General features: G+C 60.3%; 23 protein-coding genes and 1 pseudogene. 19 read left to right on the top strand and 5 right to left on the bottom strand.

All coding sequences use genetic code 11. The features are described from left to right. The first annotated feature begins 1 nt into the window (after position 1). The 4 genes from murG to L904_RS18205 all read left to right on the top strand — a co-directional run bounded on the left by murG (position 2) and on the right by L904_RS18205 (position 4,514). Positions 2–1,138, top strand: coding sequence for an undecaprenyldiphospho-muramoylpentapeptide beta-N-acetylglucosaminyltransferase (gene murG / locus L904_RS18220; protein ID WP_003522199.1), 1,137 nt, complete (start codon positions 2–4; stop codon positions 1,136–1,138). Further along, on the top strand, positions 1,135–2,550 hold the full coding sequence (gene murC, locus L904_RS18215; RefSeq protein WP_020810677.1) for a UDP-N-acetylmuramate--L-alanine ligase: 1,416 nt from the start codon (positions 1,135–1,137) through the stop codon (positions 2,548–2,550). Before murG ends, murC begins: the two co-directional genes overlap by 4 nt. Then, entirely contained in the window at positions 2,547–3,512 is a 966-nt protein-coding gene (gene murB, locus L904_RS18210; protein ID WP_020810676.1) for a UDP-N-acetylmuramate dehydrogenase, read from the top strand. Before murC ends, murB begins: the two co-directional genes overlap by 4 nt. Before the next feature lie 192 nt (positions 3,513–3,704). Further along, the gene (locus L904_RS18205; protein WP_031233977.1) at positions 3,705–4,514 is read left to right on the top strand and encodes a GGDEF domain-containing protein; all 810 of its coding nucleotides are present in this window, start codon (positions 3,705–3,707) and stop codon (positions 4,512–4,514) included. A gap of 115 nt (positions 4,515–4,629) precedes the next feature. Here the strand turns inward: L904_RS18205 and L904_RS18200 are convergent, their stop codons facing one another. After that, entirely contained in the window at positions 4,630–5,934 is a 1,305-nt protein-coding gene (locus L904_RS18200) for an MFS transporter (RefSeq protein ID WP_020810674.1), read from the bottom strand. Positions 5,935–6,477: 543 nt separating this feature from the next. On the opposite strand from L904_RS18200, the gene L904_RS18195 reads away from it, so the two are divergent. The 9 genes and pseudogenes from L904_RS18195 to L904_RS18155 all read left to right on the top strand — a co-directional run bounded on the left by L904_RS18195 (position 6,478) and on the right by L904_RS18155 (position 18,765). After that, the gene (locus L904_RS18195; protein WP_003522204.1) at positions 6,478–7,404 is read left to right on the top strand and encodes a D-alanine--D-alanine ligase; all 927 of its coding nucleotides are present in this window, start codon (positions 6,478–6,480) and stop codon (positions 7,402–7,404) included. Then, positions 7,392–8,324 carry a cell division protein FtsQ/DivIB gene (locus tag L904_RS18190; protein WP_035263162.1) on the top strand — a complete coding sequence of 311 codons (933 nt, stop codon included), beginning with the start codon at positions 7,392–7,394 and terminating at the stop codon, positions 8,322–8,324. The genes L904_RS18195 and L904_RS18190 overlap by 13 nt, the downstream gene beginning before the upstream one ends. Beyond that, the gene (gene ftsA, locus L904_RS18185; RefSeq protein ID WP_003513208.1) at positions 8,321–9,652 is read left to right on the top strand and encodes a cell division protein FtsA; all 1,332 of its coding nucleotides are present in this window, start codon (positions 8,321–8,323) and stop codon (positions 9,650–9,652) included. The genes L904_RS18190 and ftsA overlap by 4 nt, the downstream gene beginning before the upstream one ends. A 92-nt stretch (positions 9,653–9,744) precedes the next feature. Then, complete coding sequence (ftsZ, locus tag L904_RS18180) at positions 9,745–11,505, top strand: cell division protein FtsZ (protein WP_020811994.1); 1,761 nt, start codon at positions 9,745–9,747, stop codon at positions 11,503–11,505. 265 nt (positions 11,506–11,770) lie between these two features. Next, positions 11,771–12,729: pseudogene (gene lpxC, locus L904_RS18175) on the top strand (UDP-3-O-acyl-N-acetylglucosamine deacetylase). A gap of 233 nt (positions 12,730–12,962) precedes the next feature. Further along, the gene (locus L904_RS18170) at positions 12,963–13,829 is read left to right on the top strand and encodes an outer membrane protein assembly factor BamD (RefSeq protein ID WP_003522209.1); all 867 of its coding nucleotides are present in this window, start codon (positions 12,963–12,965) and stop codon (positions 13,827–13,829) included. A 15-nt stretch (positions 13,830–13,844) separates the two neighbouring features. Continuing rightward, entirely contained in the window at positions 13,845–15,518 is a 1,674-nt protein-coding gene (recN, locus tag L904_RS18165; protein ID WP_020810274.1) for a DNA repair protein RecN, read from the top strand. A gap of 114 nt (positions 15,519–15,632) precedes the next feature. Beyond that, positions 15,633–17,807, top strand: a complete 2,175-nt coding sequence (ligA, locus tag L904_RS18160) for an NAD-dependent DNA ligase LigA (protein ID WP_020810273.1) — start codon at positions 15,633–15,635, stop codon at positions 17,805–17,807. Positions 17,808–17,871: 64 nt separating this feature from the next. Next, on the top strand, positions 17,872–18,765 hold the full coding sequence (locus L904_RS18155) for an aminoglycoside phosphotransferase family protein (protein ID WP_020810272.1): 894 nt from the start codon (positions 17,872–17,874) through the stop codon (positions 18,763–18,765). Positions 18,766–18,771: 6 nt separating this feature from the next. On the opposite strand, the gene L904_RS18150 is transcribed toward L904_RS18155, so the two are convergent. Together L904_RS18150 and L904_RS18145 are read right to left on the bottom strand one after the other, a co-directional pair. After that, positions 18,772–19,305, bottom strand: coding sequence for a GNAT family N-acetyltransferase (locus L904_RS18150; RefSeq protein WP_020810271.1), 534 nt, complete (start codon positions 19,303–19,305; stop codon positions 18,772–18,774). 182 nt (positions 19,306–19,487) lie between these two features. Continuing rightward, positions 19,488–20,417 carry a DMT family transporter gene (locus L904_RS18145; protein ID WP_031233882.1) on the bottom strand — a complete coding sequence of 310 codons (930 nt, stop codon included), beginning with the start codon at positions 20,415–20,417 and terminating at the stop codon, positions 19,488–19,490. Positions 20,418–20,614: 197 nt separating this feature from the next. Between L904_RS18145 and gcvA the strand changes: the two genes are divergently transcribed. Genes gcvA through L904_RS18130 form a run of 3 tightly spaced genes read left to right on the top strand, consistent with a single transcriptional unit; the run spans position 20,615 to position 22,707 of the window. Further along, positions 20,615–21,517 (top strand): transcriptional regulator GcvA, encoded by a 903-nt coding sequence (gene gcvA, locus L904_RS18140; protein ID WP_020810269.1) that lies wholly within the window; start codon positions 20,615–20,617, stop codon positions 21,515–21,517. Positions 21,518–21,560: 43 nt separating this feature from the next. After that, entirely contained in the window at positions 21,561–22,169 is a 609-nt protein-coding gene (locus L904_RS18135) for a 3'-5' exonuclease (protein ID WP_020810268.1), read from the top strand. Positions 22,170–22,215: 46 nt separating this feature from the next. Continuing rightward, complete coding sequence (locus tag L904_RS18130; RefSeq protein WP_020810267.1) at positions 22,216–22,707, top strand: CreA family protein; 492 nt, start codon at positions 22,216–22,218, stop codon at positions 22,705–22,707. 234 nt (positions 22,708–22,941) lie between these two features. Here L904_RS18130 and L904_RS18125 read toward each other — a convergent pair whose 3' ends face one another. Beyond that, positions 22,942–23,409 (bottom strand): chemotaxis protein CheW, encoded by a 468-nt coding sequence (locus tag L904_RS18125; RefSeq protein WP_003522339.1) that lies wholly within the window; start codon positions 23,407–23,409, stop codon positions 22,942–22,944. Between the two features lie 87 nt (positions 23,410–23,496). Here L904_RS18125 and L904_RS18120 point away from each other — a divergent pair, with 87 nt between their 5' ends. From L904_RS18120 to L904_RS18110, 3 genes are all read left to right on the top strand, one after another. After that, positions 23,497–23,793, top strand: coding sequence for a hypothetical protein (locus L904_RS18120; RefSeq protein WP_236766922.1), 297 nt, complete (start codon positions 23,497–23,499; stop codon positions 23,791–23,793). 141 nt (positions 23,794–23,934) lie between these two features. After that, positions 23,935–24,534: a cytochrome oxidase assembly protein Sco gene (gene sco, locus L904_RS18115; protein ID WP_003522341.1), complete on the top strand. Its 600-nt coding sequence runs from the start codon at positions 23,935–23,937 to the stop codon at positions 24,532–24,534. Between the two features lie 94 nt (positions 24,535–24,628). After that, positions 24,629–25,507 (top strand): 50S ribosomal protein L11 methyltransferase, encoded by an 879-nt coding sequence (locus tag L904_RS18110; RefSeq protein ID WP_031234255.1) that lies wholly within the window; start codon positions 24,629–24,631, stop codon positions 25,505–25,507. Positions 25,508–25,653: 146 nt separating this feature from the next. Here the strand turns inward: L904_RS18110 and L904_RS28195 are convergent, their stop codons facing one another. Beyond that, positions 25,654–25,827 (bottom strand): hypothetical protein, encoded by a 174-nt coding sequence (locus L904_RS28195; protein WP_003522343.1) that lies wholly within the window; start codon positions 25,825–25,827, stop codon positions 25,654–25,656. Positions 25,828–25,849 lie beyond the last annotated feature (22 nt).

Genomic DNA, 25,849 nt, shown 5'->3' with positions numbered 1-25,849 from the left:
CATGAGCAAGGGTATTGTTCTTCTTGCCGCCGGGGGAACCGGCGGTCATGTCTTTCCAGCCGAGGCGCTCGCGCACACGCTGAAAGCGCGCGGTTATCAGGTGCATCTGGTCACTGACAGCCGCGCCGAGCGTTATGCCGGCAAGTTCCCGGCGGACGAAATCCATGTCGTGCCGTCCGCCACCATCGGCTCGAAAAACCCGATTTCCGTGGCGCGTTCGCTCTGGAAGCTATGGGTCGGTCTGCGCGCCGCGCGCCGGCTGGTAGCGAAACTGAAGCCGGTCGCAGTCGTCGGTTTCGGCGGTTATCCCACCGTGCCGCCGCTTCTGGCATCGACCGGGCTTGGCGTTCCCTCCATCATTCACGAGCAGAATGCGGTAATGGGCCGCGCCAACAAGGCGCTGGCAGGCCGGGTGAAAGCGATTGCCGGCGGTTTCCTGCCACCCGCCAACGGTCAATATTCCGACAAGACCGTGGCGACCGGAAATCCCGTGCGCCCGGCGGTGCTGGCGGCGTCGGAGATACCCTATACGCCCTCGCAGACGGGTGAGACATTCCAGCTTGTCGTTTTCGGCGGCAGCCAGGGTGCGCAGTTCTTCTCGAGCGCGGTGCCTGCGGCGATCTGCCTGCTGAAAGATGAGCAGCGCAAGCGCATCGTCGTCACCCAGCAGGCACGGCCGGAAGACAAGGACAGCGTGATCGCCTCCTATCAGAAGCTCGGCGTGAAGGCGGATGTTTCGCCCTTCTTCGGCGATATGGCGTCGCGTATCGGCGAGGCCGATCTGGTCATCAGCCGCTCGGGCGCTTCGACCGTATCGGAGCTTTCGGTGATCGGCCGCCCGTCGATCCTCGTTCCCTATCCGCATGCGCTCGATCACGATCAGGCCGCCAATGCGGCAGCGCTTTCGGCGGCGGGCGGGGCAAGCGTCATCAAGCAGGCGGAACTGTCGCCGCAGAAGCTCTCCGGCCTGCTGTCCTCGGCACTTTCGGAGCCGGACCGTCTTTCGGCAACGGCGGCGGCGGCGAAGGCGACGGGCAAACCGCATGCGGCGGATGTGCTGGCCGATCTGGTGGAGGCGATTGCTTCCGGTCGGTCCGTACAGGAATTCAAGAAGAAGAATGAAGGAGTCGGGGCATGAAGATGCCGAAAGCCATAGGCCTTGTGCATTTCATCGGCATAGGCGGGATCGGCATGAGCGGCATTGCCGAAGTGCTTCACAATCTCGGCCACCGCGTTCAGGGGTCGGATCAGGCCGACAGCGCCAATGTGCAGCGCCTGCGCGACAAGGGCATCGAGGTTTTCGTCGGTCATACGGCGGATAATATCGGCGATGCCGAGGTCGTGGTCGTTTCCACCGCCATTAAAAAGAACAATCCGGAACTCATCGCGGCGCGTGAAAAGCACCTGCCGATCGTTCGCCGGGCCGAAATGCTGGCCGAGCTGATGCGTTTCCGTAACGCCATCGCCATTGGCGGCACCCATGGCAAGACCACGACCACCTCCATGGTCGCGACGCTGCTGGAAGCCGGCAATCTCGACCCGACCGTCATCAATGGCGGCATCATCAATGCTTACGGCACCAACGCCCGCATGGGCGAGGGCGAATGGATGGTGGTGGAGGCCGACGAGTCCGACGGCACCTTCCTGAAGCTGCCAGCCGATGTGGCCGTCATCACCAATATCGATCCGGAACATCTCGACCATTACGGCAATTTCGATGCCGTGCGCGCCGCATTCCGTCAGTTCGTCGAGAACGTGCCGTTCTACGGTTTCGGCGTCATGTGCCTCGATCATCCGGAAGTGCAGGCACTGGTCGGCCGCATCGAGGACCGCAAGATCATCACCTATGGCGAGAACCCGCAGGCTGATGTGCGTTTTTCTAATGTGCGCATCGACGGCACGCGCTCGGTGTTCGACGTGGAAATCCGCCGTCGCCGCACCGGCAAGATATTCTCCTTCAAGGACCTCGTCCTGCCGATGCCCGGCCGCCACAATGTGTCGAATGCGACGGCGGCGATTGCGGTTGCCAATCGTCTCGGCATTTCGGAAGCCGACATCAAGAAGGGCCTTGCCTCCTTCGGCGGCGTCAAGCGACGCTTCACGCTGACGGGCGAAGCCAATGGGGTGCAGGTTTTCGACGACTACGGTCACCATCCGGTGGAGATCAAGGCCGTGCTGAAGGCGGCGCGGGAGGCCTGCAAGGGCCGTATCATCGCCGTGCACCAGCCGCACCGCTATAGCCGCCTTTCCAGCCTGTTCGACGATTTCGCGCATTGTTTTAACGATGCCGACACGATTATCCTTGCTCCGGTCTATGCCGCGGGCGAAGATCCGATTGAGGGCGCAAGCTCGGAAGCGCTGGTTTCGGCCATCAAGGCCGCCGGCCACCGTGACGCCCGTTTTCTCGAGAAACGGGAAGATCTCGCCTCAGTGGTTGCAGGCATTGCGAATCCGGGTGATTTCGTGGTTCTCTTGGGGGCTGGAAATATCACGCAATGGGCAGCAGTACTGCCTTCGGAATTGAAGAGCATATCAGGAAAGTCTGAATGAGACAGGTCGATGGGGTTAAATTGCTGGGGAGGCTCGGCGACGGGGTAAATGAATTGCGGGGACGTCTGACACCGGATGCGCCCATGGACCGCGTGACGTGGTTCAGAGCCGGCGGTCTTGCGGAAGTCATGTTCCAGCCGCACGATACCGACGATCTGATTGCCTTCCTGAAAATTCTGCCGGAAGACGTGCCGTTGACCGTGGTTGGCGTCGGCTCGAACCTTCTGGTGCGCGATGGCGGCATTCCGGGCGTCGTTGTTCGTCTGTCCGCCAAGGGCTTTGGCCAGGTGGAGCTTGCCGGTGAAAACCGCATCAAGGCGGGCGCGATCTGCCCGGACAAGCATATTGCGGCCATGGCCATGGATAATGGCATCGGCGGTTTCCATTTCTATTACGGCATTCCCGGCTCCATCGGCGGTGCGCTGCGCATGAATGCGGGCGCCAATGGCGGCGAGACGCGCGAGCGTGTCGTGGAGGTCTATGCGGTCGACCGTCAGGGCAACCAGCATGTACTTTCCAATGCGGATATGGGCTACAGCTATCGCCATTCCGGCGCCGATGCGGGCCTGATCTTCACGGGCGCGCTGTTTGAGGGTTATCCCGAAGACAAGGCGAAAATCCGTGCCGATATGGATGCCGTGCGCCACCACCGCGAAACCGTGCAGCCGATCCGCGAGCAGACGGGCGGTTCCACCTTCAAGAATCCCGAAGGTCATTCCGCCTGGGAGCTGATCGATGAGGCGGGCGGTCGCGGTCTGGTCATCGGCGGCGCGCAGATGTCATCGCTGCATTGCAATTTCATGATCAATACCGGCCATGCGACCGGTTACGATCTGGAATATCTGGGTGAGACCATCCGCAAGCGCGTGTTCGAAAAGTCGGGCATCCGGCTGGAATGGGAAATCAAGCGGCTTGGCCTTTTCATGCCGGGCCGTGAGGTGGAGCCTTTCCTCGGAAGCTGAAATCCGGTGTAGGCCGGTATGGTTGGCGACAAAACCTTGCGTTGATGCGGCCGTTGGCGTTTATCGTAACGGTCGATCAATGGTTATGGTCTATAGCAAGATGAAAGTGGAGAGGGTGTCGGCCCTCTCCAATATTTTAGACGATTTATATTAGAGTTTTCGACGACGTTAGATGATTGGGCGCTGCTGGGGATGGTATTGGGTCTCTGGAAAAAACTGATCGAGATGATGAGTTTTTCGATTGCGACGTCGGAGCGCCGCCGGCGGCTTGAACCGCTGGAATTTGCAATCCGGGTCGCCTGTGTCGTCACGGTCATAGCTGTTCTTATCTGTTTTTTCGGTCTGCTTCTGCTGGCGGAGTTCGGGCTGGTAACGGATCTCGTCAACGGGCTTATCCTTGGCATCACCCTGTCCGCCGCTATCTCGTTTACGATAACGCTGCTGGTTTGCTGGCTGAATGCCAGGGAAGTGAAGCTTCTGGCGCAATCGCATGAGCGATTTCTGTATCTGAGCCATACGGATGCCTTGACGGGCCTCAGCAATCGCCTTGGGCTTTATGCCGGATGTATCGATCTCGGTCCGCATTATTGCGTCGCCTTCCTCGATATCGATCATTTCAAGTCCGTGAACGACAGGTTCAGCCATCTGGCAGGCGATGCGGTGATTTCCAGTGTCGCACAGCGGATACGCGCCGCTTTCGCTGCTTCTGCCAGCGTTGCCAGAATGGGTGGCGAGGAATTCGTTGTCGTGCAGGAAACTGGGCTGCAATCGTTCCTGGACGTTTGCGAAAGGCTGCGTGCGAGTATCGAGGCCGTGCCGGTCGATTATCAGGAGATGCGGATCGGTGTCACCATATCGATTGGCGTGGCCGTCCGGAAGGATGCCGAAGTCTTCGAAAAAGTCCTGCACAATGCCGATCTGGCGCTCTATCAGGCAAAGGGAACGGGGCGTAACCGCATCTGCGTGTCAGGCCAGCGCGACATCCGCCAATCCGTCGCCTAGCGTATTTCCAACAAGGCTGGGAAGAGATGCGCTGTTGCGCTGTCGGGCGCAGATAAAAAAGGCCCGCGAAACTTCAGGTTCCGCGGGCCTTCTTGTATTTTGAACTCTGCGTGGCTCAGACTTCGTCCTTGCGGGACATAAGGATGCAGGCCAGCGTGATGAGCGCCGATACGCAGAGATAATAGCCGACATAACCCATGCCGTAATTCACCTGCAGCCATGTGGCGATGTAAGGCGCCAGCGATGCGCCGAAGATGCCGGCCATGTTGAAGGTGATGGACGAGCCGGTGTAGCGCACGCGGGTCGGGAAGGGCGCGGCGAGCGCCGTTCCGATCAGGCCGTAGGTCATGCCCATCAGCATCATGGCCAGAGCCGCGAAGACGAAGATCGAGCCTTCGCCACCGGTCATCAGGCTTGGCAGCAGGAAGGAGAACAGGCCGATCAGCACCGTCGTCAGGATCAGGATTTCACGGCGACCGAATTTTTCGGCGAGCTTGCCGGCGATCGGAATGAAGATGCCGAAAACGATGGAGCCGAGGATCTGCACTTCCAGCGCGTCGAGGAACGGGATTTTCAGGACCTTGACGTTGTAGGACAGAAGATAGGCGGTGCCGATGTAGAAGAGCACGAAGGTGGCCAGCGCCACGAAGGTGCCGAGCACGAGGCTGCGCTTGTGGTTGCGGAACAGTTCCGCGACCGGCACGGCCACACGCTCTTCCTTTTCGATTGCCTTCTGGAAGTCGGGCGTTTCGGTGATCGACAGGCGAACCCACATGCCGACCGCGATCAGGATGATCGAAGCGACGAAGGGAATGCGCCAGCCCCAGCTCAAAAGCGCTTCCTGGGACATGAAGTGCAGCAGGATCCAGAACACGCCGGACGAAAGGAACAGGCCAACGGGTGCACCGAGCTGCGGGAACATGCCGTACCAGCTGCGCTTGCCCGGAGGTGCGTTTTCCGTAGCGAGCAGGACGGCGCCGCCCCATTCGCCACCGAGGCCGAAACCCTGACCGAAGCGGCAAAGCGCGAGCAGCAGCGGGGCCAGAACGCCGGCGGTCTCATAGGAGGGCAGGAGGCCAATCACGACCGTGGAAACGCCCATCGTGAGCAGGGCGGCGACAAGGGTGGTCTTGCGGCCGACGCGGTCGCCATAGTGGCCGAAGACCACAGCGCCCAGCGGGCGGGCGAAAAAGGCGATGGAGAAGGTGGCGAAGGACGCCAGAAGCGCCGTCATCGGGTCATTGTTCGGGAAGAACAAAGTGGGGAACACGAGCACTGCGGCCGTGGCGTAAACATAGAAATCGAAAAACTCGATGGTCGTGCCGACCAGGCTGGCAGTGAGAACTCGTGCAGGCGAATTTGTCTTTACAACGTTCGAAGTGTCAGCGGTCGGCGATACCGGAGATATCGCGTCGGTCATGGTATTGGTTCCATTTTGGATGATTGCAATGTCATGCCTTGGGAGGCGACGACTGCGTTAACGCAATTTTTGTTCTTATGGAATGCTAAAAAAGAAATAATGCAGATAATGTGATCCATCAGTGCGACACGTGTGGTTATGCCTCTCGGGGATGCTTTGGCGATTGAGAGACTGATTCAGGCCGCGGTTTTAAAACGCTGAAACGCCAGATAATTTTCCCTGGGGAATAATCCCGTCTGTTAACGTTTCGGCCTTGCCTTTATCGCGGAGCGGCAGACGCACGAGCGCCGTTTTATTTCCGATCATTGAAAACCTGCATGTTGCAATCCATGCAACTCTCTGATTCCAAGGAGGGAATCCGGATCGGTGCTGATTCTTTAACGAAACTCGGCACGTTGGACGCGGCGGTTAACGAAAGTAAACGATTCATTAACCTTAATGGCGTTTAACTGATCTCAAGGGTCATGTGCCAGAATCACCGTTCGTCAAATTCGGTCGGTTCGGAGCGTGGTTCGTAACGGAGAGTTGGTGTCAGAGGTATCGATGAGCGGCAAGCACGTAGCTGTTCTTTTGGGTGGATTTTCGTCGGAGCGGCCGGTCAGCCTGTCGTCGGGCAACGCTTGCGCGCAGGCTCTGGAAGACGAGGGCTACAAGGTCACCCGGGTCGATGTGGGGCGCGATGTCGCCGCCGTGCTAGCCGAGCTGCGCCCGGATGTGGCTTTCAATGCGCTGCACGGTCCCTTTGGCGAAGACGGCACCATTCAGGGCATCCTCGAATATCTCGCCATTCCCTATACGCATTCCGGCGTGCTCGCTTCCGCGCTCGCCATGGACAAGGCGCAGGCCAAGAAGGTTGCCGCTGCTGCCGGCATCCCGGTGGCTGCCGAGCGCGTCATGAACCGCTTCGATTTCACCAGCGAGCATCCGCTTGCACCCCCTTATGTGGTGAAGCCGGTGCGTGAAGGTTCGAGCTTCGGTGTCGTGATCGTCAAGGAAGACCAGTCGCATCCGCCGCAGATCCTGACCTCGTCGGAATGGCGCTACGGCGATCAGGTCATGGTCGAACGCTACATTCACGGCCGCGAACTGACCTGCGGTGTGCTCGACGGCGAGGCGCTGGGCGTCACCGAAGTGGTGCCGCTCGGTCACAATTTCTATGATTATGATGCGAAATATGCGGCTGGTGGCTCGAAACATGTCATTCCCGCAGAAATTTCACCGAAAATTTACCAAAAAATTCAAACACTGGCGGTTATGGCGCATCGGGCGATCGGATGCCGTGGCGTAAGCCGTTCAGACTTTCGTTACGACGACCGTTTCTCAGAAGATGGCGAAGTTATCTGGCTTGAAGTGAATACGCAGCCGGGCATGACGCCGACCTCCCTGGTGCCGGAAATGGCGGCCCATGCTGGCCGCTCCTTTGGTAACCTTGTCAGCTGGATGGTGGAGGACGCTTCGTGTTTGCGGTGATCGGCAAAAAGTCGACGGCAAAAAAGCGCGAACAATTCGCGGCGGCGGCCAGCGCCGACGACCGCATGGTATTGCCGCGTCCTCTGCGTCGCTTCGTGCGTTTCGGTGTCAGCCTTGCGACCGGACGCATTCACATTCCTGCCCATACCGGTACGATTTCGGCCGTTGCCTTTTACGCGGTGACCGGGCTTTACGGCATGTCGCTCGGCGGGCACACCAATATCGTTACCCAGACCACGACATCGGCTGCGGGCTTTGCGGTCGAGGACGTGAAGGTCTCCGGCAATTTGCAGACCTCCGAAATCGAAGTGTTCCAGCTTCTCGGCCTCGATGGCAGCACCTCGCTGATCGCGCTCGATATCGATGCGGCGCGCCGCAAGCTGGTGCAGCTTCCCTGGGTGGAAGATGTCGATATCCGCAAGGTGTACCCCAAGACCGTGGAAGTCCGGCTGAAGGAGCGTCAGGCCTTCGGTATCTGGCAGCATGGAACGGAACTGTCGCTGATCGAAAAAAGCGGCAGCGTGATTGCGCCGCTGCGGGACAATAAATTCGCCTCCCTGCCGCTCTTCGTCGGTCGTGACGCGGAAACGGGTGCTGCCGGTTTCGTCGAGCAGCTGGCCGACTGGCCGGAAATCCGCAACCGTGTCCGCGCCTATGTCCGCATTGCCGGCCGCCGCTGGGATCTGCATCTCGATAACGGCATCGTCGTCAAGCTGCCGGAAGAAAACCTGCCGCAGGCGCTGCAATTGCTGGCGCGGCTCGATCTCGAGGAAAAGGTGTTGTCGCGCGATGTCGCCGCCGTCGATCTCCGGCTTGCGGACCGCACCACGATCCAGTTGACCGAGGGCGCTACGGAGCGCCGTCAGGCCGCTGTCGATGCGCGCACCAAGGCTCTCAAGAAGGCGGAGAAGAACACATGAGCTTTTTCGGTTCTTCCCATTTCGGCCTGCCTCGCCTGAAGCCGCTTTCCTCCAAGCGCAGCCACATCGTTTCGGTGCTCGACATCGGCTCCACCAAGGTCGTCTGCATGATCGGCCGGCTGACGCCGCGTCAGGAAAGCGAAATCCTGCCCGGCCGCACCCACAAGGTGGAAATCATCGGCATCGGCCATCAGCGTTCGCGCGGCGTGAAATCCGGCGTAATCGCCGATCTCGACGCGCTGGAAGGCGTGATCCGTCTTTCGGTCGATGCGGCCGAGCGCATGGCGGGGCTTACCGTCGACAGCCTGATCGTCAATGTTTCGGCTGGACGGCTGGCGAGCGATATCTATACCGCGAGCATCGATCTCGGCGGCCAGGAAGTGGAGGCAAGCGATCTGCGCAAGGTTCTGGTGGCGGCAAGCCAGCAGTCCATGCGCCAGGACCGGGCGATCCTGCATTCTTTGCCGACGGGTTATTCGCTGGACGGCGAGCGCGGCATTCGCGATCCGCTTTCCATGTATGGCGATCTTCTCGGTGTCGACATGCATGTGGTCACGGTCGAGCGCACGGCGCTGAAGAACCTCGAGCTTTGCGTCAACCGTGCGCATCTTTCCGTGGAAGGCATGGTGGCGACGCCCTATGCCAGCGGTCTTGCGGCGCTGGTGGACGACGAAGTCGAACTCGGTTGCGCGGCCATCGACATGGGCGGTGGCACCACGACGATCTCTGTTTTCGCCGAAGGCCGTCTCATTCACACCGACGCGATCGGCCTTGGCGGCCATCACGTTACGACAGATCTTGCACGTGGCCTCTCGACACGAATCGAAGATGCGGAGAGACTGAAGGTGGTGCATGGTTCGGCATTGCTGAATGGCGCGGATGAGCGCGACATGATTTCGATCCCGCCGATTGGCGAAGACGATCGCGATCAGCCATCGCAAGTTTCAAGAGCACTTGTAACCCGCATCGTGCGGGCGCGTATCGAAGAGACGCTGGAATTGATCCGTGATCGTATCCAGAAGTCCGGCTTCAGCCCCATCGTCGGCAAGCGCGTTGTCCTGACCGGCGGCGCAAGCCAGCTGACGGGGCTGCCGGAAACGGCACGGCGCATTCTCGCCCGCAACGTTCGTATCGGCCGCCCCATGGGTGTGGCCGGTCTTCCGGTCGCGGCGAAGGGACCGGCATTTTCAACCGCCTGCGGACTGATGATCTATCCACAGGTGGCGGACATCGAAATTCATGCGGCGCAAGGCGGAATGTTCTCGCCGTTTGGTACGGGTAGCGGCCGGATAGCCCGGGTGGGGCAATGGCTGAAAGAGAGTTTTTGAGTGGCCTCGTGGCGTAAGCCGGAGGTTTCAGAGTTGAGTTTTCAAGAATCGGCCAGCGGGGCGATGCGGCCAGAGAAAGAAGGAATGCTAAAATGACGATACAGCTGCAAAAGCCTGATATCACCGAGCTGAAGCCACGCATCACTGTTTTCGGTGTCGGCGGTGGTGGTGGTAACGCTGTCAACAACATGATCACGGCCGGCCTCCAGGGCGTCGACTTCGTCGTCGCCAACACGGATGCGCAGGCGCTGACCATGACGAAGGCAGACCGGGTCATCCAGCTCGGCGTCAACGTCACCGAAGGCCTCGGCGCCGGTTCCCAGCCGGAAGTCGGCCGCGCCGCCGCTGAAGAATGCATCGACGAGATCATCGATCACCTGAACGGCACCCACATGTGCTTCGTCACCGCCGGCATGGGCGGCGGCACCGGCACGGGTGCTGCTCCGGTTGTCGCACAGGCCGCCCGCAACAAGGGCATCCTGACGGTTGGCGTCGTCACCAAGCCTTTCCACTTCGAAGGCGGCCGCCGTATGCGTCTTGCCGAACAGGGCATCGAGGAACTGCAGAAGTCCGTCGATACGCTGATCGTCATTCCGAACCAGAACCTCTTCCGTATTGCCAACGACAAGACGACCTTCGCCGACGCCTTCGCCATGGCCGACCAGGTTCTCTATTCGGGCGTTGCCTGCATCACCGACCTGATGGTGAAGGAAGGTCTCATCAACCTCGACTTCGCCGACGTTCGCTCGGTCATGCGTGAAATGGGCCGCGCGATGATGGGCACCGGCGAGGCTTCCGGTCCGGGCCGTGCGATGCAGGCTGCGGAAGCGGCAATCGCCAACCCGCTGCTCGACGAAACCTCGATGAAGGGCGCACAGGGCCTGCTGATCTCCATCACCGGCGGTCGCGATCTTACCCTGTTCGAAGTCGACGAGGCTGCAACTCGTATCCGCGAAGAAGTCGATCCGGATGCCAACATCATCCTCGGCGCAACCTTCGACGAAGCTCTGGAAGGTCTCATCCGCGTCTCCGTCGTGGCGACCGGCATCGACCGCGTTGCTGGCGTCGGCGAGCAGAACGTTGCCGATATGCGCGCCGCAGCAGCCGTTGCCAAGCCGCTTATCCGTCCTTCCGCGGCCGTTGCTTCCGCTCCGGCCGCAGTTCAGCCTGCTCCAGCAGTATCGCAGGCACAGAAGGCCGTAGACCCGATCGCCCAGACCATCCGTTCGGCGGAAGCCGAAATGGAACGCGAACTCGGTTTCGCCGCACACCAGCAGCCGGCTCAGGATTTCCGTCCGCAGAGCAAGCTGTTCGCATCTTCTCCGGCTGAAGCGCCGGCGGCTCTCCGTCCGGCCCAGCCGGTTCAGCAGGCCGCTCCGGCGCCGGTCGCTCCGGCGCCCGTCTACCATGCCCCGGAACAGGTTGCCGCTCCGGCGCCGCGCATGCAGCAGCCGCAGGCTCCGGTCTATCAGGAACCCGCACCGGTTGCCCGCCAGCCCGAGCCGGTACGCATGCCGAAGGTCGAAGACTTCCCGCCGGTCGTAAAGGCCGAGCTGGACCACCGCACCCACGCCGCTCCTGCCGCACAGGAAGAGCGTGGCCCGATGGGTCTTCTGAAGCGCATCACCAACTCGCTTGGTCGCCGCGAAGAAGAAGAAGTTCCGTCCGACATGATGGATGCGCCGAGCATGGCGCCGCAGCAGCGCCGCGCCCCGCTTTCGCCGGAAGCCAGCCTCTACGCACCGCGTCGTGGCCAGCTTGACGATCACGGCCGCGCAACGCCTGCATCGTCCAGCCATCACGACGACGACCAGCTGGAAATCCCGGCCTTCCTGCGCCGCCAGTCCAACTAAGGGCGATTCCATCCGCCTCTTCGAACGCCCGGGTTTCACGATCCGGGCGTTTTGTTTATTTTGCGTTATTAACACTAAATTAATTCGCGTTTTCAAAGGTTTACGCGTGTAACAATCCGAAACGAACAGTGATTTGTCGTGGCACCTACATGTGCGTATGTATGAGGCTGGGTAAAGGAAAACACGGACTTGGCCGGTTGCCAAGCCGGCTCGAAAACTTGAACGGCGCTCAAGCGGCGCGGTTTGCAAAACAAGGCATATTCGCATGACTATCGGACTGCTCGGATTTCAGACAACTATCGCAAATGCTGTTCAGCTCAAAGGCATTGGCGTGCATTCCGGCAATCCGGTTTCGATGACCTTCCAGCCCGCAGAAGCCGGAACGGGCATCGTCTTCCATCGCCTTCATGACAATGGCAGCGTTACCGAGTTGAAGGCGGTTTCGGCCAATGTCGGCAATACCGACCTGTGCACCGTGCTCGGCCGTTCGCTTTCCCAGTCGGTGGCGACGATCGAGCACGTCATGGCTGCCATCTACGCCATGGGCCTCGATAACCTCATCGTTGAAGTCGACGGTCCGGAAGCGCCGATCATGGACGGCAGCTCCGCACCTTTCATCGAAGCGATCGAATCGGTCGGCATCAAGAGCCTCGGCGTGAAGCGCCGTTATATTCGCGTCACCAAGCCGGTGCGCATCGATTCGGGCGCCTCCTGGGCGGAGTTCCGTCCTTATGACGGTACGCGCTTCGAGGTCGACATCGATTTCGACACGCCGCTGATCGGCAAGCAGTCCTGGAAGGGCGACCTGACGGCGAGAGCTTCAAGAATGAACTGTCGCGCGCCCGCACCTTCGGCTTCATGCGTGATGTGGAGCGCTTGTGGGCCGCCGGTTATGCGCTCGGCTCCTCGCTTGAGAACTCGGTCGTCATATCCGACGATAACAGCGTCATCAATATGGAAGGCCTGCGTTACGCCAAGGACGAATTCGTCCGTCACAAGACGCTGGACGCCGTGGGCGACCTGGCGCTTGCCGGCGCGCAGTTCATCGGCTGCTACCGCTCCTATCGCGGCGGCCACAAGGTCAATGCGAATGCGCTGAAGGCGCTTTTGAGCGACCGCACCGCCTATGAGATCGTCGAAGCGCCGGCTGCCCGCAACCAGATGGTGCGCGCCCGCGAATTCGTTGCGGTCAACATGCCGGAATTCGCACCCTGGTCTGCGTGAATTCCTTCGCAGGCTATCAATTGACAGAAAAAGCCGCTCCCTTTGGGGCGGCTTTTTCGCGATGCGAACAAGAAGTTGCGTAATATCGCCTGATATTCATGCGATTGCATGGGTCGATGCCATAAAAATGCGTTAATGCGTCATCATTGCGTTGCCCTGCGGATGCTTTTATGGCTAGAACGCCAGTGCAAAGCCGATGCTTATGTATTTGCGCGGGAAGTGGGAACTGTCGAATGAAGCATGTAGGGTCTGGTGCAATGAAGGGTACGATGCGGGGGATCGCCGTTTCGTTGATGTTGGTCGGCGCGAGTGTCGCTGTCACGGCCTGCCAGTCCGATCCGGATATCGACATCACCAAGCTCGGCGTCGAGACCGATCCGCCGGATGTTCTGTACAAGCAGGGGCTTGCCAACATGAACGCCGGTAACATGACGGAAGCCTCACGCAAGTTCGAGGCGATCGACAAGCAGTACCCGTTCACCGAATGGGGCCAGAAGGCGCTGGTGATGCAGACCTTCATTGCCACGCGCACCAACAAGAACGATGTGGCCATTACCAATGGCAGCCGGTTCCTGCGCCAATATCCGCGCTCCAAGGATGCCGCTTACGTTCAGTACATGATCGGTCTTGCCTATTCGAAGCAGATTTCCGACGTGACGCAGGACCAGCGCGCCGCACAGCGCACCGTCGAGGCGATGAACAAGGTCGTCAACGACTATCCCGATTCGGAATATGTCGCCGATGCGCAGGCCAAGATCCGTTTCGCCCGCGACCAGCTCGCCGGCCGCGAAATGCAGGTCGGCCGTTATTATCTTGAGCGCAAGGAATACCTCGCCGCCGTTTCGCGTTTCCGCATCGTCGTCGAGCAGTACCAGAACACCAACCAGATCGAGGAAGCGCTGGCGCGTCTGACGGAAGCCTATTACGCAATGGGCCTGGTGGACGAAGCGCAAACCGCGGCCGCCGTTCTCGGCAACAACTATCCTGACAGCCAATGGTATTCGGATTCCTACAAGCTGCTGAAGGGCAGCGGGCTGGAGCCGCGTGAAAACAAGGGGTCCTGGATTTCGCGCGCCGGCAAGAAGCTCATCGGCGCCTGAGACGGGGCATAGGCCATGCTGGTCCAGCTCTCGATTCGCGATATCGTTCTCATCGAAAGGCTCGACCTCGGTTTCGAGGCGGGCCTTTCCGTGTTGACGGGCGAGACGGGTGCGGGCAAATCCATTCTTCTCGATAGCCTTTCGCTGGCGCTTGGCGGCCGTGGCGATGGCGGCCTTGTGCGGCACGGGGAAGAGAAGGGGCAGGTCACCGCCACCTTCGAGGTCCCGAACAATCACCCGACACGGCTTCTCCTGCGTGAAAACGGTCTCGACGACGATGGCGACCTGATTTTCCGCCGGGTGCAATCCTCTGACGGTCGCACCAAGGCCTATATCAACGATCAGGCCATCAGCGTGCAGATGATGCGCCAGCTCGGGCAATTGCTGGTCGAGATTCATGGTCAGCATGATGATCGCGCGCTTGTCGATACCGATGCACACCGCACGCTGCTGGACGCCTTTGCCGGGTTGAGCGATGAGGCTCGTGCCGTTCAGGGCCTCTATCGCACCTGGAAGGATGCCGAGCGTGCGCTGAAGACGCATCGCGCCAAGGTGGAGGCTGCGGCGCGCGAGGCGGATTACCTTCGCTCCTCCGTCGAGGAACTGGAAACGCTTTCCCCGCGCGACGGTGAAGAGGACGAGCTGGCCGAACGTCGGGCGGTGATGCAGAAATCCGAACGCATTGCTGGCGATATCGCCGAGGCAAGCGAGTTTCTGAACGGCAATGCCTCGCCCGTGCCTGTCATCGCCTCGATGATGCGGCGTCTGGAGCGCAAGAGCCACGAGGCTCCCGGCTTGCTGGAAGACACGGTGCAATTGCTGGATGCCGCGCTCGACAGCCTTTCCAATGCGCAGATGGAAGTGGAGGCGGCGCTGCGCCGCACCGAATTCGATCCGCGTGAGCTGGAGCGGGTGGAGGAGCGGCTGTTTGCGCTGCGTGCTGCCGGGCGCAAATATAATGTTGCCGTGCCCGATCTGCCGGCTCTCGCCGAAAAAATGGTGGCCGATCTCGCCGATCTCGATGCCGGCGAAGAAAAGCTCGGCAAGCTCGAGGCCAATCTCGGCGTGGTGAAGGCCGATTTCGACCGTGCCGCGCAATCGCTTTCCGACAAACGCCGCCATGCGGCGGATGCGCTTTCCAATGCGGTGATGGCAGAACTGCCGGCGCTGAAGCTGGAGCGGGCGCGGTTTACCGTCGAGGTGACCTCCGATGCCGAGCAGGCGACGGCCGACGGCATCGACACGGTGGAATTCCACGTCCAGACAAATCCGGGCACACGTCCCGGCCCGATCATGAAAGTGGCCTCGGGTGGTGAATTGTCCCGCTTCCTGCTGGCGCTGAAAGTGGCGCTGGCGGATCGCGGCTCAGCGCCGACCTTGGTGTTCGATGAAATCGATACGGGTGTCGGCGGCGCGGTGGCGGATGCCATCGGCCAGCGGCTGCGCCGCCTGTCGAAAACCGTGCAGGTTCTGTCCGTTACCCACGCGCCGCAGGTGGCGGCACGGGCGGCGACCCATCTACTCATTTCCAAGGGCCCGTCTGGCGACGGCAGCGAGCGTATCGCCACGCGCGTGGCCACCATGGAGCCGAAACACCGCACCGAAGAGATTGCCCGTATGCTCGCCGGCGCGTCGGTGACGGACGAGGCGAGGGCTGCGGCGGCTCGCCTGCTGGCGGCCAAGGACTGACGGCTGCCCGCTGCGTTGAGCGAGCGGATTCGGCTTGTGAGTCCAACGGCAAAACTGTTTTTAATGTTTGTTATTTCGGCTAAAAGCGTTCGGTAATTCCGAAAAGAGGCCGTCATGTCGAAAGACCAGAAATCCGTCGAAAACCTCACCGAGCTTGAAGCCTCTTCCGAGCTTGCGTTTCTGGCAGCCGAGCTTGCGCGCCACGATGCGCTTTACCATGGCAAGGATGCGCCGGAGATTTCGGACGCGGACTATGATGCGCTGAAGCGGCGTAACGATGCCATCGAAGCGGCTTTTCCGGCGCTGGTGAGGGCCGACAGCCCGTCGAGAAAAGTCGGCTTCGCACCGCTTCCGACCTTTGCGCCCATCGTGCATGCGCGGCCGATGCTTTCGCTCGACAACACGTTTTCGGAAGAGGATCTGCGGGATTTCGTCAGTTCTGTCTATCGCTTCCTCGGGCATCTGCCGGACGATTCCATCGCCTTCACCGCCGAGCCGAAGATCGACGGGCTTTCCATGTCCATCCGCTACGAGAACCGCAGGCTGAAGACGGCGGCGACGCGCGGTGACGGCACCACCGGTGAAAATGTCACCGCCAATATCAGGACCATCAAGGAAATCCCGGACGAGCTGCCCGCCGATGCGCCCGATGTGGTGGAAGTGCGCGGCGAGGTCTATATGGCCAAGAGCGATTTTCTGGCGCTCAATGCCCAGATGGAGGCCGAAGGCAAGCAGACCTATGTGAACCCGCGCAACACCGCATCCGGTTCCCTGCGCCAGCTCGACGCCAATGTGACGGCGAAACGCAAGCTGCGGTTCTTCGCCTATGCGTTGGGCGAGGTTTCGAATAGCGGCCAGCCGGCGCGGATTGCCGATACGCAATATGGCATCGTGGAGAAATTCCGGGAGTGGGGATTTCCGGTCAATCCGCTGATGAAGCGATTCACCTCCGCCGAGCAATTGCTTGAGCATTATAATGAAATAGGCGTCGCACGGCCCGATCTCGATTACGATATCGATGGCGTGGTTTACAAGGTCGACCGGCTCGATCTGCAGGAAAGACTTGGCTTCCGCTCGCGCAGCCCACGCTGGGCTACCGCCCATAAATTTCCGGCCGAGCAGGCCTTTACCACCGTCGAGAATATCGAAATCCAGGTGGGGCGCACCGGTGCTTTGACGCCGGTGGCGCGTCTCACCCCGATCACTGTTGGCGGTGTCGTCGTCACCAATGCGACGCTGCACAATGCCGATTATATCGAAGGCATTGGCAATAGCGGCGAGCGTATCCGCCCGGAAGATCACGATATCCGCATCGGCGATACGGTGATCGTGCAGCGCGCCGGCGATGTCATTCCGCAGGTGCTGGACGTGCTTCTGGAAAAGCGCCCGACCGAGGCGGTGAAATATGCGTTCCCGGAAAAATGTCCGGTCTGCGGCAGCCATGCGGTGCGGGAGCGTAATGAAAAGACCGGTAAGCTCGATTCGGTCACGCGCTGCACGGGCGGGTTCGTTTGCCGCGCGCAGGCGGTTGAACATCTCAAACATTTCGTCTCGCGCAATGCTTTCGATATCGAAGGGCTTGGCACCAAGCAGATAGACTTCTTCTTCGAAAGCGACGATCCGACGCTCTCGATCAAGACCGCGCCCGAGATTTTCACCCTCAAGGCGCGGCAGGAAGCCTCGCATCTGACCAAGCTCGAGAATATCGACGGCTTCGGCAAGGTCAGCGTCAGAAAGCTGTTCGACGCCATCGATGCCCGCCGCGAGATCGATCTGCATCGGCTGATCTTCGCGCTCGGCATCCGCCATGTGGGCGAGACCACGGCGAAGCTGCTGGCGCGCTCCTATGGCACTTACGAACATTTCGAAGAGAGCATGAAGGCGGCAGCCGACCCCGCGAGCGATGCCTGGGCCGAACTCAATAGCATCGACGGCATCGGCGAGGTGGTGGCCCGCGCCATCATCGAATTCTACAAGGAGCCGCGCAATCTCGATGTCATCGACCGGCTGATACGGGAGCTTCGCCCGAAGGAAGCCGAAAAGCCCTCGACCGATGGCAGTCCGGTGGCGGGCAAGACGGTGGTGTTTACCGGCTCGCTGGAAAAATTCACCCGTGACGAGGCGAAGGCGCGCGCCGAAAGCCTCGGCGCGAAAGTGGCCGGCTCGGTTTCCAAAAAGACCGATATTCTGGTGGCAGGACCGGGGGCGGGTTCCAAGCTTGCCAAGGCGACGGAACTGGGTGTGCAGACCATGGACGAGGACGAGTGGCTGGCCCTGATCGGCGGCTGATACACCGTCATGGCGATGTTGTTCTCTGCCGCTAGAGCTTTGCGCCTGACACGGAGAGCACAGCATGGATGACCGGATTGTCGTCAGCACACAGCAGGTCCGGGCGCTGGTAGGCAGCCAGTTCCCGCAATGGGTGGGGTTAAATATCCGGCCGGTGGAACTGAGCGGCTGGGACAACCGCAGCTTCCGTCTTGGCGACGACATGCTGATCCGCATGCCAAGCGCTTCGCGTTATGTGGCGCAGGTCGACAAGGAGCACCGGTGGCTGCCGGCGCTTGCGCCGCTACTGCCTTTTCCGATCCCTGCGCCATTGGCGCTCGGGCAGCCGGGAGAGGACTATCCGTTCCGCTGGTCCGTCTATCGCTGGCTTGAGGGCGAACCGCTCGCTCGGTATCTGGATTGCGTTGATCTTTCAACCATCGCCATCGATGTTGCTGCGTTTTTAAGGGCATTGCATCGAGTGGACGCTTCGGATGGCCCACCCGCAGGCGCGCATAATTTCCATCGCGGCGGCTCGCTTTCGGTCTATGACGGGGAGGCGAAGGCTTCGGCGGCGCGGCTTGCCGATGAGGTGGATCAGGCGCTGGCCATGGAGATATGGCAGCTTGCGCTTTCGAGCCATTGGCGGAAGCTGGGAGTGTGGCTGCATGGCGACATTGCCGAGGGCAATCTGCTGGTGAAGGACGGCCGGCTTTCGGCCGTCATCGATTTCGGCAGTTCCGGCGTCGGCGATCCGTCTTCCGATCTCATCCTCGCGTGGAATGTGCTCGATGCGGGAAGCCGCGCCGTTTTTCGCCGGGCGCTGGAGCTGGATGAGGCGACATGGCAGCGCGGGCGTGGCTGGGCGCTGTGGAAGGCTTTGATCGTGCTGGATGCGGAGCGTGGACGTAACGACAAAATGGCCGAATGGTCGCGGCGGACCATTCGGGAAGTGTTTGCGGATCACCTGGACAACTGACCGGAACTATCGAAGACGCGCCATCACGTGGGCATCGACGTATTTCCCGTCACGATAGGCGTCGTTGCGCAGGGTGCCTTCACGTTCGAAACCGAATTTCTCGTAGAGCCGGATTGCCGGGAGATTGTCGGTGAATACGTTGAGCTCGATGCGGCGTATATCGTGCCAATTGTCGGCCGTGTCGATCAACGCCGTGAGGATATATGATCCGACGCCCTTGCCCGCAAAATCGTCGTGAACACTGATCACCAGATCGGCGATGTGGGACTGCCTTCCCGCCCTGCGAAACAGTCCTGCATTGGCAACGATCTTTCCACGCCATTCGCCAACGATGGCGATATCGTTCGGGCCGCGGTTTTCCATCGATTTTCGCGTTTTTTCAACGGACTGAAACGGCTGTCGGAGCGTGCCGTGACGGACGCCGGGTAGGTTGAACATTTCGGTCAGGGCTTCGGCATCGTCCAGACGCGCCGCACGCAGGACGACTTCGTTCAAGCTGAATTGCGAATCTTCACTATCGGCAAATTTCATGTTCTGCATGCCTGTCTCCTTGGGCGTATGGGAGCAGGTTTGCGGACCCTGCTCTAGTGGCAGGGTGGAAATGGATCGCTTAACGCGACGACATACCTCTGCCTGCCGGGTGGCCGGTGATGGTATGGCGACGGGTGATGTTCTGTTTCGTTGCGATCATGCGCGCAGAATGCTTTTGCCGCATGACCCTGTCAAGCGGGTGCGTTGCGCAGCAGGCTTCTGAGTTTTGCCGGCAGCCTGCCGTCGATCGCCGCAAGACCGGCGGCGATCATTGCCATGCCGGCGAAGTGTTTCATCTCCAGCTGCTCGCCGAGAAGCAGCGAACCGAGCAGGATGGCGCTGACGGGAATGAGGAAGGTGACGAGGGCGAGGTTGGTGGCGCCGGCGCTGGCGAGGATGCGGAAGAAGATCAGATAGGCGAGTGCCGTCGACAAGAGGGCGATGCCGACAAGCGCGCCCCAGGTGCCGAGGCCCGGCATGGCGAGCGTCCATGGTTTATCGATAAGAAGGGCGGCCGGGATGAGCATCAGTGTTGAAGAGGAGATCTGGCCGGTGGCGGTCATCAGCGGCGGTACGCCCATGGCCTTGAAACGGCGGCCGAATATGCCCGCGAAGGAATAGGAGATGGCCGCGCCGAGAATGGCGATCTGGCCCCAGAGGCCGGATGAGCCGGTGAAGGCAGCCGGGCCGATCATGGTCGCCACGCCGGCAAAGCCGATCAGCACGCCGGTAAGCTTGTTGCCGGTCATCTTCTCGTCGGCGGTGAGAAAATGGGCGACGATGACGGTGAAGAGGGGCGTGGTGGCATTAAGAATCGAGGCCAGTCCGCTGGCAATGTGGGTCTGACCCCAGACGATCAGGCAGAAGGGGATGATGTTGTTGAGCAGACCCATGCCGAAAAAGGCGCGCCATACCGCCCATTCACGCGGCAGGCGAAGGCCCATGATGCGGCAGACGATGAGAAGCGCGATTGCCGCCAGGCTGACGCGCAGCGTGACAATGGTGACGGGCGGTAGTTCCTTGACGGCGACACCGATGAAAAAGAACGATCCGCCCCAGAGAAGCGAAAGCGCGACAAGCATTGCCCATTCACCGGCATCCATCTGTTTCTGTATCGCCATCGTCATCTCCCAAAGCATGAGTATCGACATGATCGCAGGCGGGATCGCCGCCATCCACCCGATATCGGTTGAGTTTAGCTCAAACTGGAAATGGGTGGTTTTCACTGCGTTTCAGGTCTTGTTGCGTCTATTTACTCCCTGTTTTATGATGCTTTCAAACGATTGTTTCTCGTTCGATAATTGAGATGAGCTAAACCATGGCAGTCGAACTTCCTTCTTTGAAAGGGTTGCAGGCCTTCGAGGCCGCAGCGCGGTATCGCAGCGTCACGCTTGCTTCCAATGAGTTGAATGTCACGCCCGGTGCCGTCAGCCTGCAAATCCGGGAGCTGGAAGCGCGGCTTGGGGTGCAATTGTTTTTCCGCAAGCCGCGCAGCATCCAGCTGACGCGTGAAGGGGAGCGTTATTACGGCGCGCTTCGCACCGCCTTTCGGATGATGCGCGAGGCGACGGCGGAACTGACGGCGCGCTCCGAGATTACGGTTCTGACGCTGAGCTGCACGCCGACTTTCGCCGTTCAATGGCTGATGCCGCGATTGCCTGCCTTCCAGCAGCAACATCCGCAGGTGGATGTCCGCATCAGCGTGACGAACCGGCTGGTGGATTTTTCGAGGGACGACGTCGATCTGGCGGTACGGCACGGGTTCGGTCGGTATGAGGGGCTGGAGAGCATCCGCTTCATCGATGACGGCACTCTGCCGGTCTGTTCGCCGCAACTTCTGGAAAAATATGGGCCGCTTCAGGAGGCGGGGGACCTGAAATCCATTCCGCTTCTGCACGATGAAAACCGCAATGAATGGCGGCGCTGGCTGGAGGCGGCGGGGGTTTCGGATGTGGATGCCTCCGGCGGCACCGTCTTCATCGACAGCAATGGTGCGCTGGATGCGGCCAAGGCCGGGCACGGCATTGCGCTGACCCGGCGTTCGCTGGTTTCCCGCGAGCTTGCGGAAGGCGCATTGATTGCGCCCTTCGGCAAGGACATGGCCAGCACGCTCGCCTATTTCCTCGTTTATCCGCGGCGGATGCTGGACAATCCCGATCTGGTGACGCTCATCGACTGGATGCTTTCGGAAGCGGGTTCTGCCGAGGCCGGTTCTCTTTGACGTCAATCCGGTCTATGCCGGAATGAAACAACGGGAATCACTCTTGAAAACCATCGCCATCGATTTCGAGACCGCCAATGAGGAACGGGGCAGCGCCTGCTCCGTCGGACTTGCGTGGATAGAGGGCGGCGAGATCGTTCGCGTCGAGGAACGGCTGATCCGGCCGAAGGACATGCGGTTTTCGCCCTTCAACATCGCCGTGCATGGCATCCGCCCGGCCGATGTCGAAGATGCGCCGGAATTTCCCGAGGTTATGGAGGAGTTCATCGACGACTTCCACGGCGCCACCATGATCGCCCATAATGCCGCCTTCGATTTCAGCGTCATGCGGGCGTCTTTCGATAAATACCGGCAGTCCTATCCCGATCTTTCCTATCTGTGCAGCGTCAAGATCGCCCGGCATGTCTGGCCCAATCTGGCCTCGCACAAGCTGAATGTAATCGCCCATCACCTCCAGCTGCGTTTTGTGCATCACAATGCCGCCGAAGATGCCGTCGTCTGCGCGGCCGCTTCGATTGCGGCGGCCAGGGCTTTGCGCGTCGCCCATATCCGCGACCTGCCTGAAAAGATCGGCATGGTCGCGGGGCGTCTCACCTCCACCGGTTACCAGCCCTGCAGCATGAAAAAACGCGCCGCCTCCCGGGTTGCGTAACCGTTCCCCGCACTTATGTTTGAAGCAGCGTAACGGAGAAGATGCGATGACGATGAAAACTCTGTCGGGTTTGTTTGCGGGCTTTCTGGCATTGCTTCCGGTGACAGCGGCGCATTCGCAGGTGGTGGGAGAGGTCGGCGTCGACTGGATCGGCAACGATATCGTCATCGAGGCGATCGCCGATCCGAAGATCAAGGGCGTGACCTGCCATGTGACCTATTTCGAGCGCGGCGTCATCGACCGCCTGAAGAACGGCAACTGGTTCGAAGACCCTTCCAACAACGCCATTTCCTGCAGCCAGACGGGGCCGGTGGAGATCGGCGATATCGATCTGTCGAAGGGCGGGGAAGAGGTGTTCCGGCAGGGCATGTCGCTGGTGTGGAAGAAGCTCGTCGTCAGCCGCGTCTATGACAGGGCGAATGACACGCTGATCTATCTGGTGCATGCGCGGGAACTGACCGACGGTTCGGCCAAGATGGCGATTTCCACGGTACCGCTCTATAACCAGCAGGTCACATGGCAAAAGGGCAAGCCGTGAGATTTTGTCCGACTCTGTCCGTCATGCCGGACTTGATCCGGCATCCAGCCACGGCGCGTCTGCGCCGTGAAAGAGTCTTTCGCGATCAATGATTTGATCGCGCTGGACCCCGGATCAGGTCCGGGGTGACGGAGTACTTCTGAAACGGGACTGCCAGACTATGCAGCCCGCGCCGCTTCAACGGCGCTGGCGCTAGGCGCTCCAAATCCTATCAAGAGGCAAGAGCCGGCTTAATCAGGCTGCTTCGCGTGCCAGCTCGTCCGCAATGACGGTGTCGAGGTTGAGGAAGCAGACCATGCTCTTTTCCAGCGCCACGATGCCGCGGCAGAAGCTGCGCTGTTCTTCCGGAATGATATCGGGCGCGGGCTGCAGGTCTTCGGAGCGGATGGTCATCATGTCGGAGACCTGTTCCACCAGAAGGCCGACCAGCTTGCCGCCGATATCGGTGACGATGATGGCGGAGCGTTCGGAGGGTTCGGTCATCTTCATGCCGAGGCGGCCGGCCATGTCGATGACGGGAATGACGGCGCCGCGCAGGTTGATGAGGCCGAGAACATAAGGCGGGGTGTGCGGCATCGGGGTAACCGGCGCCCAGCCGCGGATTTCGCGGATCGCCATGATGTCGATGCAGAATTCCTGATCGCCCAGATGGAAGGAAACGATTTCGAGATATGCGCCGGATTGCTTGATGGCGTTGGACATGACGGCAGGGTTCCTCTGATGGCTCTCTAACAGGCCCGCGCAGGATTGAGCTTTATGCGGTGGCCGGAGAATGGACCGGGAGACATCATGTCGAGGCTTAAAAACCGCTATGGTCATAATGCACAGCAAGATTTTAAACTTTCCCTAACAATTGCTGCTGCCCCGCCGGCAAAACCCAGTATTTTGGCGGTTTTCGCGCTCACGCAAACAGGTTATGATGGGCACATGAACGCACTCGTTTCCCATCCGCTGAAGTTTATTCTGGCTAGTCTTGCCGCTGTGGCCTCGCTTGCCGTCGTGCTTCTTGCCTTTGACGGCTGGGTGCGGCACGGCACGGATATTTTCCTGTCCACGGTGCAGAGCGGCATCGCCTGGTGCCTGTGACGTGTTTTCCGGCTGCGGATTTGTGACAAATCAGCGCGGTTCCCGCAAATACGCCCAGTTGATTTGCCGTCCCCGTCGCCTTTCGTTATCTGTCTGCCAGGGCCTGCGATGTGCCGCCGGCTTTCGGGGTAGGATTGGACAATGAGAAATATTCGCATCGTATTGTGGGCCGTCGTGCTCGTTCTCGCCGGCGTTGTCAGCTGGTTGACGATCGAAATGACGAAGACGCGTAATGAAATGGTGGAGACCGCCTATGGCGTGCCCTTCCAACTCACGGCGCAAAACGGCCAGCCGATCACTGAAAAGGCCTTTCAGGGCAAGCCGACAGCGCTGTTCTTCGGTTTCACCCATTGCCCGGAAGTTTGCCCGACAACCCTTTTCGAGCTGAACGGCTGGATGGAGAAGGTGGACCCGGCCGGCGACAAGCTGCAGGCCTATTTCGTCTCCGTCGATCCCGAGCGCGATACGCCTGAGATCATGCAGCAATATGTCTCCAACGTCTCGAAGCGCATCACCGGCATCACCGGTCCGGCGGACAAGATCGCCGAAACGCTGAAGGGCTACCGCATCTATGCCAAGAAGGTGCCGGTTGACGAGAAGGATCCGAATGGCGATTACACCATGGATCACACGGCGTCCGTCATCCTGCTCGATGCCAATGGCCGTTTTTCCGGCACCATTGCCTATGGTGAAAACCCGGAAGTTGCCGAGCAAAAGCTTCAGAATCTCCTGAAGGGCTGATAGAGGCGGCATAATTGCGCCGGGCTTATTGGACTGGCCGAGGTTTTGTGGCAAAGGCAAGAGCAATAACCTCATCCAGAGAAAGCAGCCCGCCGTGAGCGAAATCCGACTTTACGTCACCACGACCGAAATCCAGGCGGGTGAAATCCTCGATCTCATGTCGGACTATTTCGGCGAGGAGGATGTCGCGATTGCCACGACCGAGGTGGATGAGAAGCGCGATATCTGGGAAGCCTCGGTCTATCTGATGGCCGAACAGGAGGAAGAGTTCCGCGAGCGTGTCAGCGCCCTGCTTGCTCCTGCCTTTCCCGGTCTCGTCATTGAAAAGGAGACCGTTCCGGATGTCGACTGGATCGCCAAGTCGCTCGAGGGGCTGAAGCCGGTCAGGGCAGGGCGTTTCATCGTGCATGGCGCCCATGATCGCGACAAGGTGCGGGCGAACGATCTGGCAATCGAAATCGAGGCCGGACAGGCTTTCGGCACCGGCCATCACGGCACGACGGCCGGCTGCCTTGAGATGATCGAGGAGGTTCTGCGGGCGCGGACCGTGCGCAATGCACTCGATCTCGGCACCGGTAGCGGCGTTCTGGCGATTGCGGTGCGCAAGATGCGCCCCATTCCCGTGCTGGCGACGGATATCGACCCCATCGCCGTCAAGGTGGCGAAGGAGAATGTGCGGCTGAACGGCATCGTCTCCGGGATGGCGCTGGAGACCGCGCCGGGCTTCCACTCGGACGCCTTCCGCAAGCATGGCCCGTTCGATCTCATCATCGCCAATATTCTCGCGCGGCCACTCATCAAGATGGCGCCGCAGCTCGTCACGCATCTGGCGCCCGGCGGCACCGTCATCCTGTCGGGCATTCTGGCGTCGCAGCGCTGGAAGGTGCTTTCCGCTTATAATGGCGCCCGGCTTTCCCATGTCCGCACCATCTGGCGCAATGGCTGGGTCACGCTGCATCTGCGCAGGGACTGAACCAGCGGCAATATTCCTTTCAGGCAAAAGAAAAGGCGGCGCTTTCGCGCCGCCTGGAAACCCGCGAGCATGGGAGGAGCTTGCTCAAGCGGGTCGACGTATTCCTGTTCGGCGCGGTGGAGGGAGGATCGCCGCGCCGGACGTCATCAGAATACGTAGCTAGACTTTGCCTTGCGACGAAGATCGGCGCGGTTCATGCCGAGCGCTTCGAGCGACTTGTCGTCGAGGTTCAGAAGGGCGGCGTTGACATGGCGGCTGACCTGACGCTCGCGTGCTTCAACGACGCGATCGAAGGCGGTGCGGAGGAAAGATTTTGCCATTGCTTCAAATCCTTGTTTGCCA

It is taken from the genome of Agrobacterium sp. LY4 (assembly GCF_001526585.1).
In the GTDB taxonomy this organism is placed as follows: domain Bacteria; phylum Pseudomonadota; class Alphaproteobacteria; order Rhizobiales; family Rhizobiaceae; genus Agrobacterium; species Agrobacterium leguminum.
This window is presented reverse-complemented; position numbering and strand designations above follow the sequence as displayed.

Coding starts and splice junctions, on each gene's coding strand:
- murG (WP_003522199.1), top strand. CDS start 2: ATGAGCAAGGGTATTGTTCTTCTTGCCGCCGGGGGAACCGGCGGTCAT.
- murC (WP_020810677.1), top strand. CDS start 1,135: ATGAAGATGCCGAAAGCCATAGGCCTTGTGCATTTCATCGGCATAGGC.
- murB (WP_020810676.1), top strand. CDS start 2,547: ATGAGACAGGTCGATGGGGTTAAATTGCTGGGGAGGCTCGGCGACGGG.
- L904_RS18205 (WP_031233977.1), top strand. CDS start 3,705: ATGGTATTGGGTCTCTGGAAAAAACTGATCGAGATGATGAGTTTTTCG.
- L904_RS18200 (WP_020810674.1), bottom strand. CDS start 5,934: ATGACCGACGCGATATCTCCGGTATCGCCGACCGCTGACACTTCGAAC.
- L904_RS18195 (WP_003522204.1), top strand. CDS start 6,478: ATGAGCGGCAAGCACGTAGCTGTTCTTTTGGGTGGATTTTCGTCGGAG.
- ftsA (WP_003513208.1), top strand. CDS start 8,321: ATGAGCTTTTTCGGTTCTTCCCATTTCGGCCTGCCTCGCCTGAAGCCG.
- ftsZ (WP_020811994.1), top strand. CDS start 9,745: ATGACGATACAGCTGCAAAAGCCTGATATCACCGAGCTGAAGCCACGC.
- L904_RS18170 (WP_003522209.1), top strand. CDS start 12,963: ATGAAGCATGTAGGGTCTGGTGCAATGAAGGGTACGATGCGGGGGATC.
- recN (WP_020810274.1), top strand. CDS start 13,845: ATGCTGGTCCAGCTCTCGATTCGCGATATCGTTCTCATCGAAAGGCTC.
- ligA (WP_020810273.1), top strand. CDS start 15,633: ATGTCGAAAGACCAGAAATCCGTCGAAAACCTCACCGAGCTTGAAGCC.
- L904_RS18155 (WP_020810272.1), top strand. CDS start 17,872: ATGGATGACCGGATTGTCGTCAGCACACAGCAGGTCCGGGCGCTGGTA.
- L904_RS18150 (WP_020810271.1), bottom strand. CDS start 19,305: ATGCAGAACATGAAATTTGCCGATAGTGAAGATTCGCAATTCAGCTTG.
- L904_RS18145 (WP_031233882.1), bottom strand. CDS start 20,417: ATGGCGATACAGAAACAGATGGATGCCGGTGAATGGGCAATGCTTGTC.
- gcvA (WP_020810269.1), top strand. CDS start 20,615: ATGGCAGTCGAACTTCCTTCTTTGAAAGGGTTGCAGGCCTTCGAGGCC.
- L904_RS18130 (WP_020810267.1), top strand. CDS start 22,216: ATGACGATGAAAACTCTGTCGGGTTTGTTTGCGGGCTTTCTGGCATTG.
- L904_RS18125 (WP_003522339.1), bottom strand. CDS start 23,409: ATGTCCAACGCCATCAAGCAATCCGGCGCATATCTCGAAATCGTTTCC.
- L904_RS18120 (WP_236766922.1), top strand. CDS start 23,497: ATGTCGAGGCTTAAAAACCGCTATGGTCATAATGCACAGCAAGATTTT.
- sco (WP_003522341.1), top strand. CDS start 23,935: ATGAGAAATATTCGCATCGTATTGTGGGCCGTCGTGCTCGTTCTCGCC.
- L904_RS28195 (WP_003522343.1), bottom strand. CDS start 25,827: ATGGCAAAATCTTTCCTCCGCACCGCCTTCGATCGCGTCGTTGAAGCA.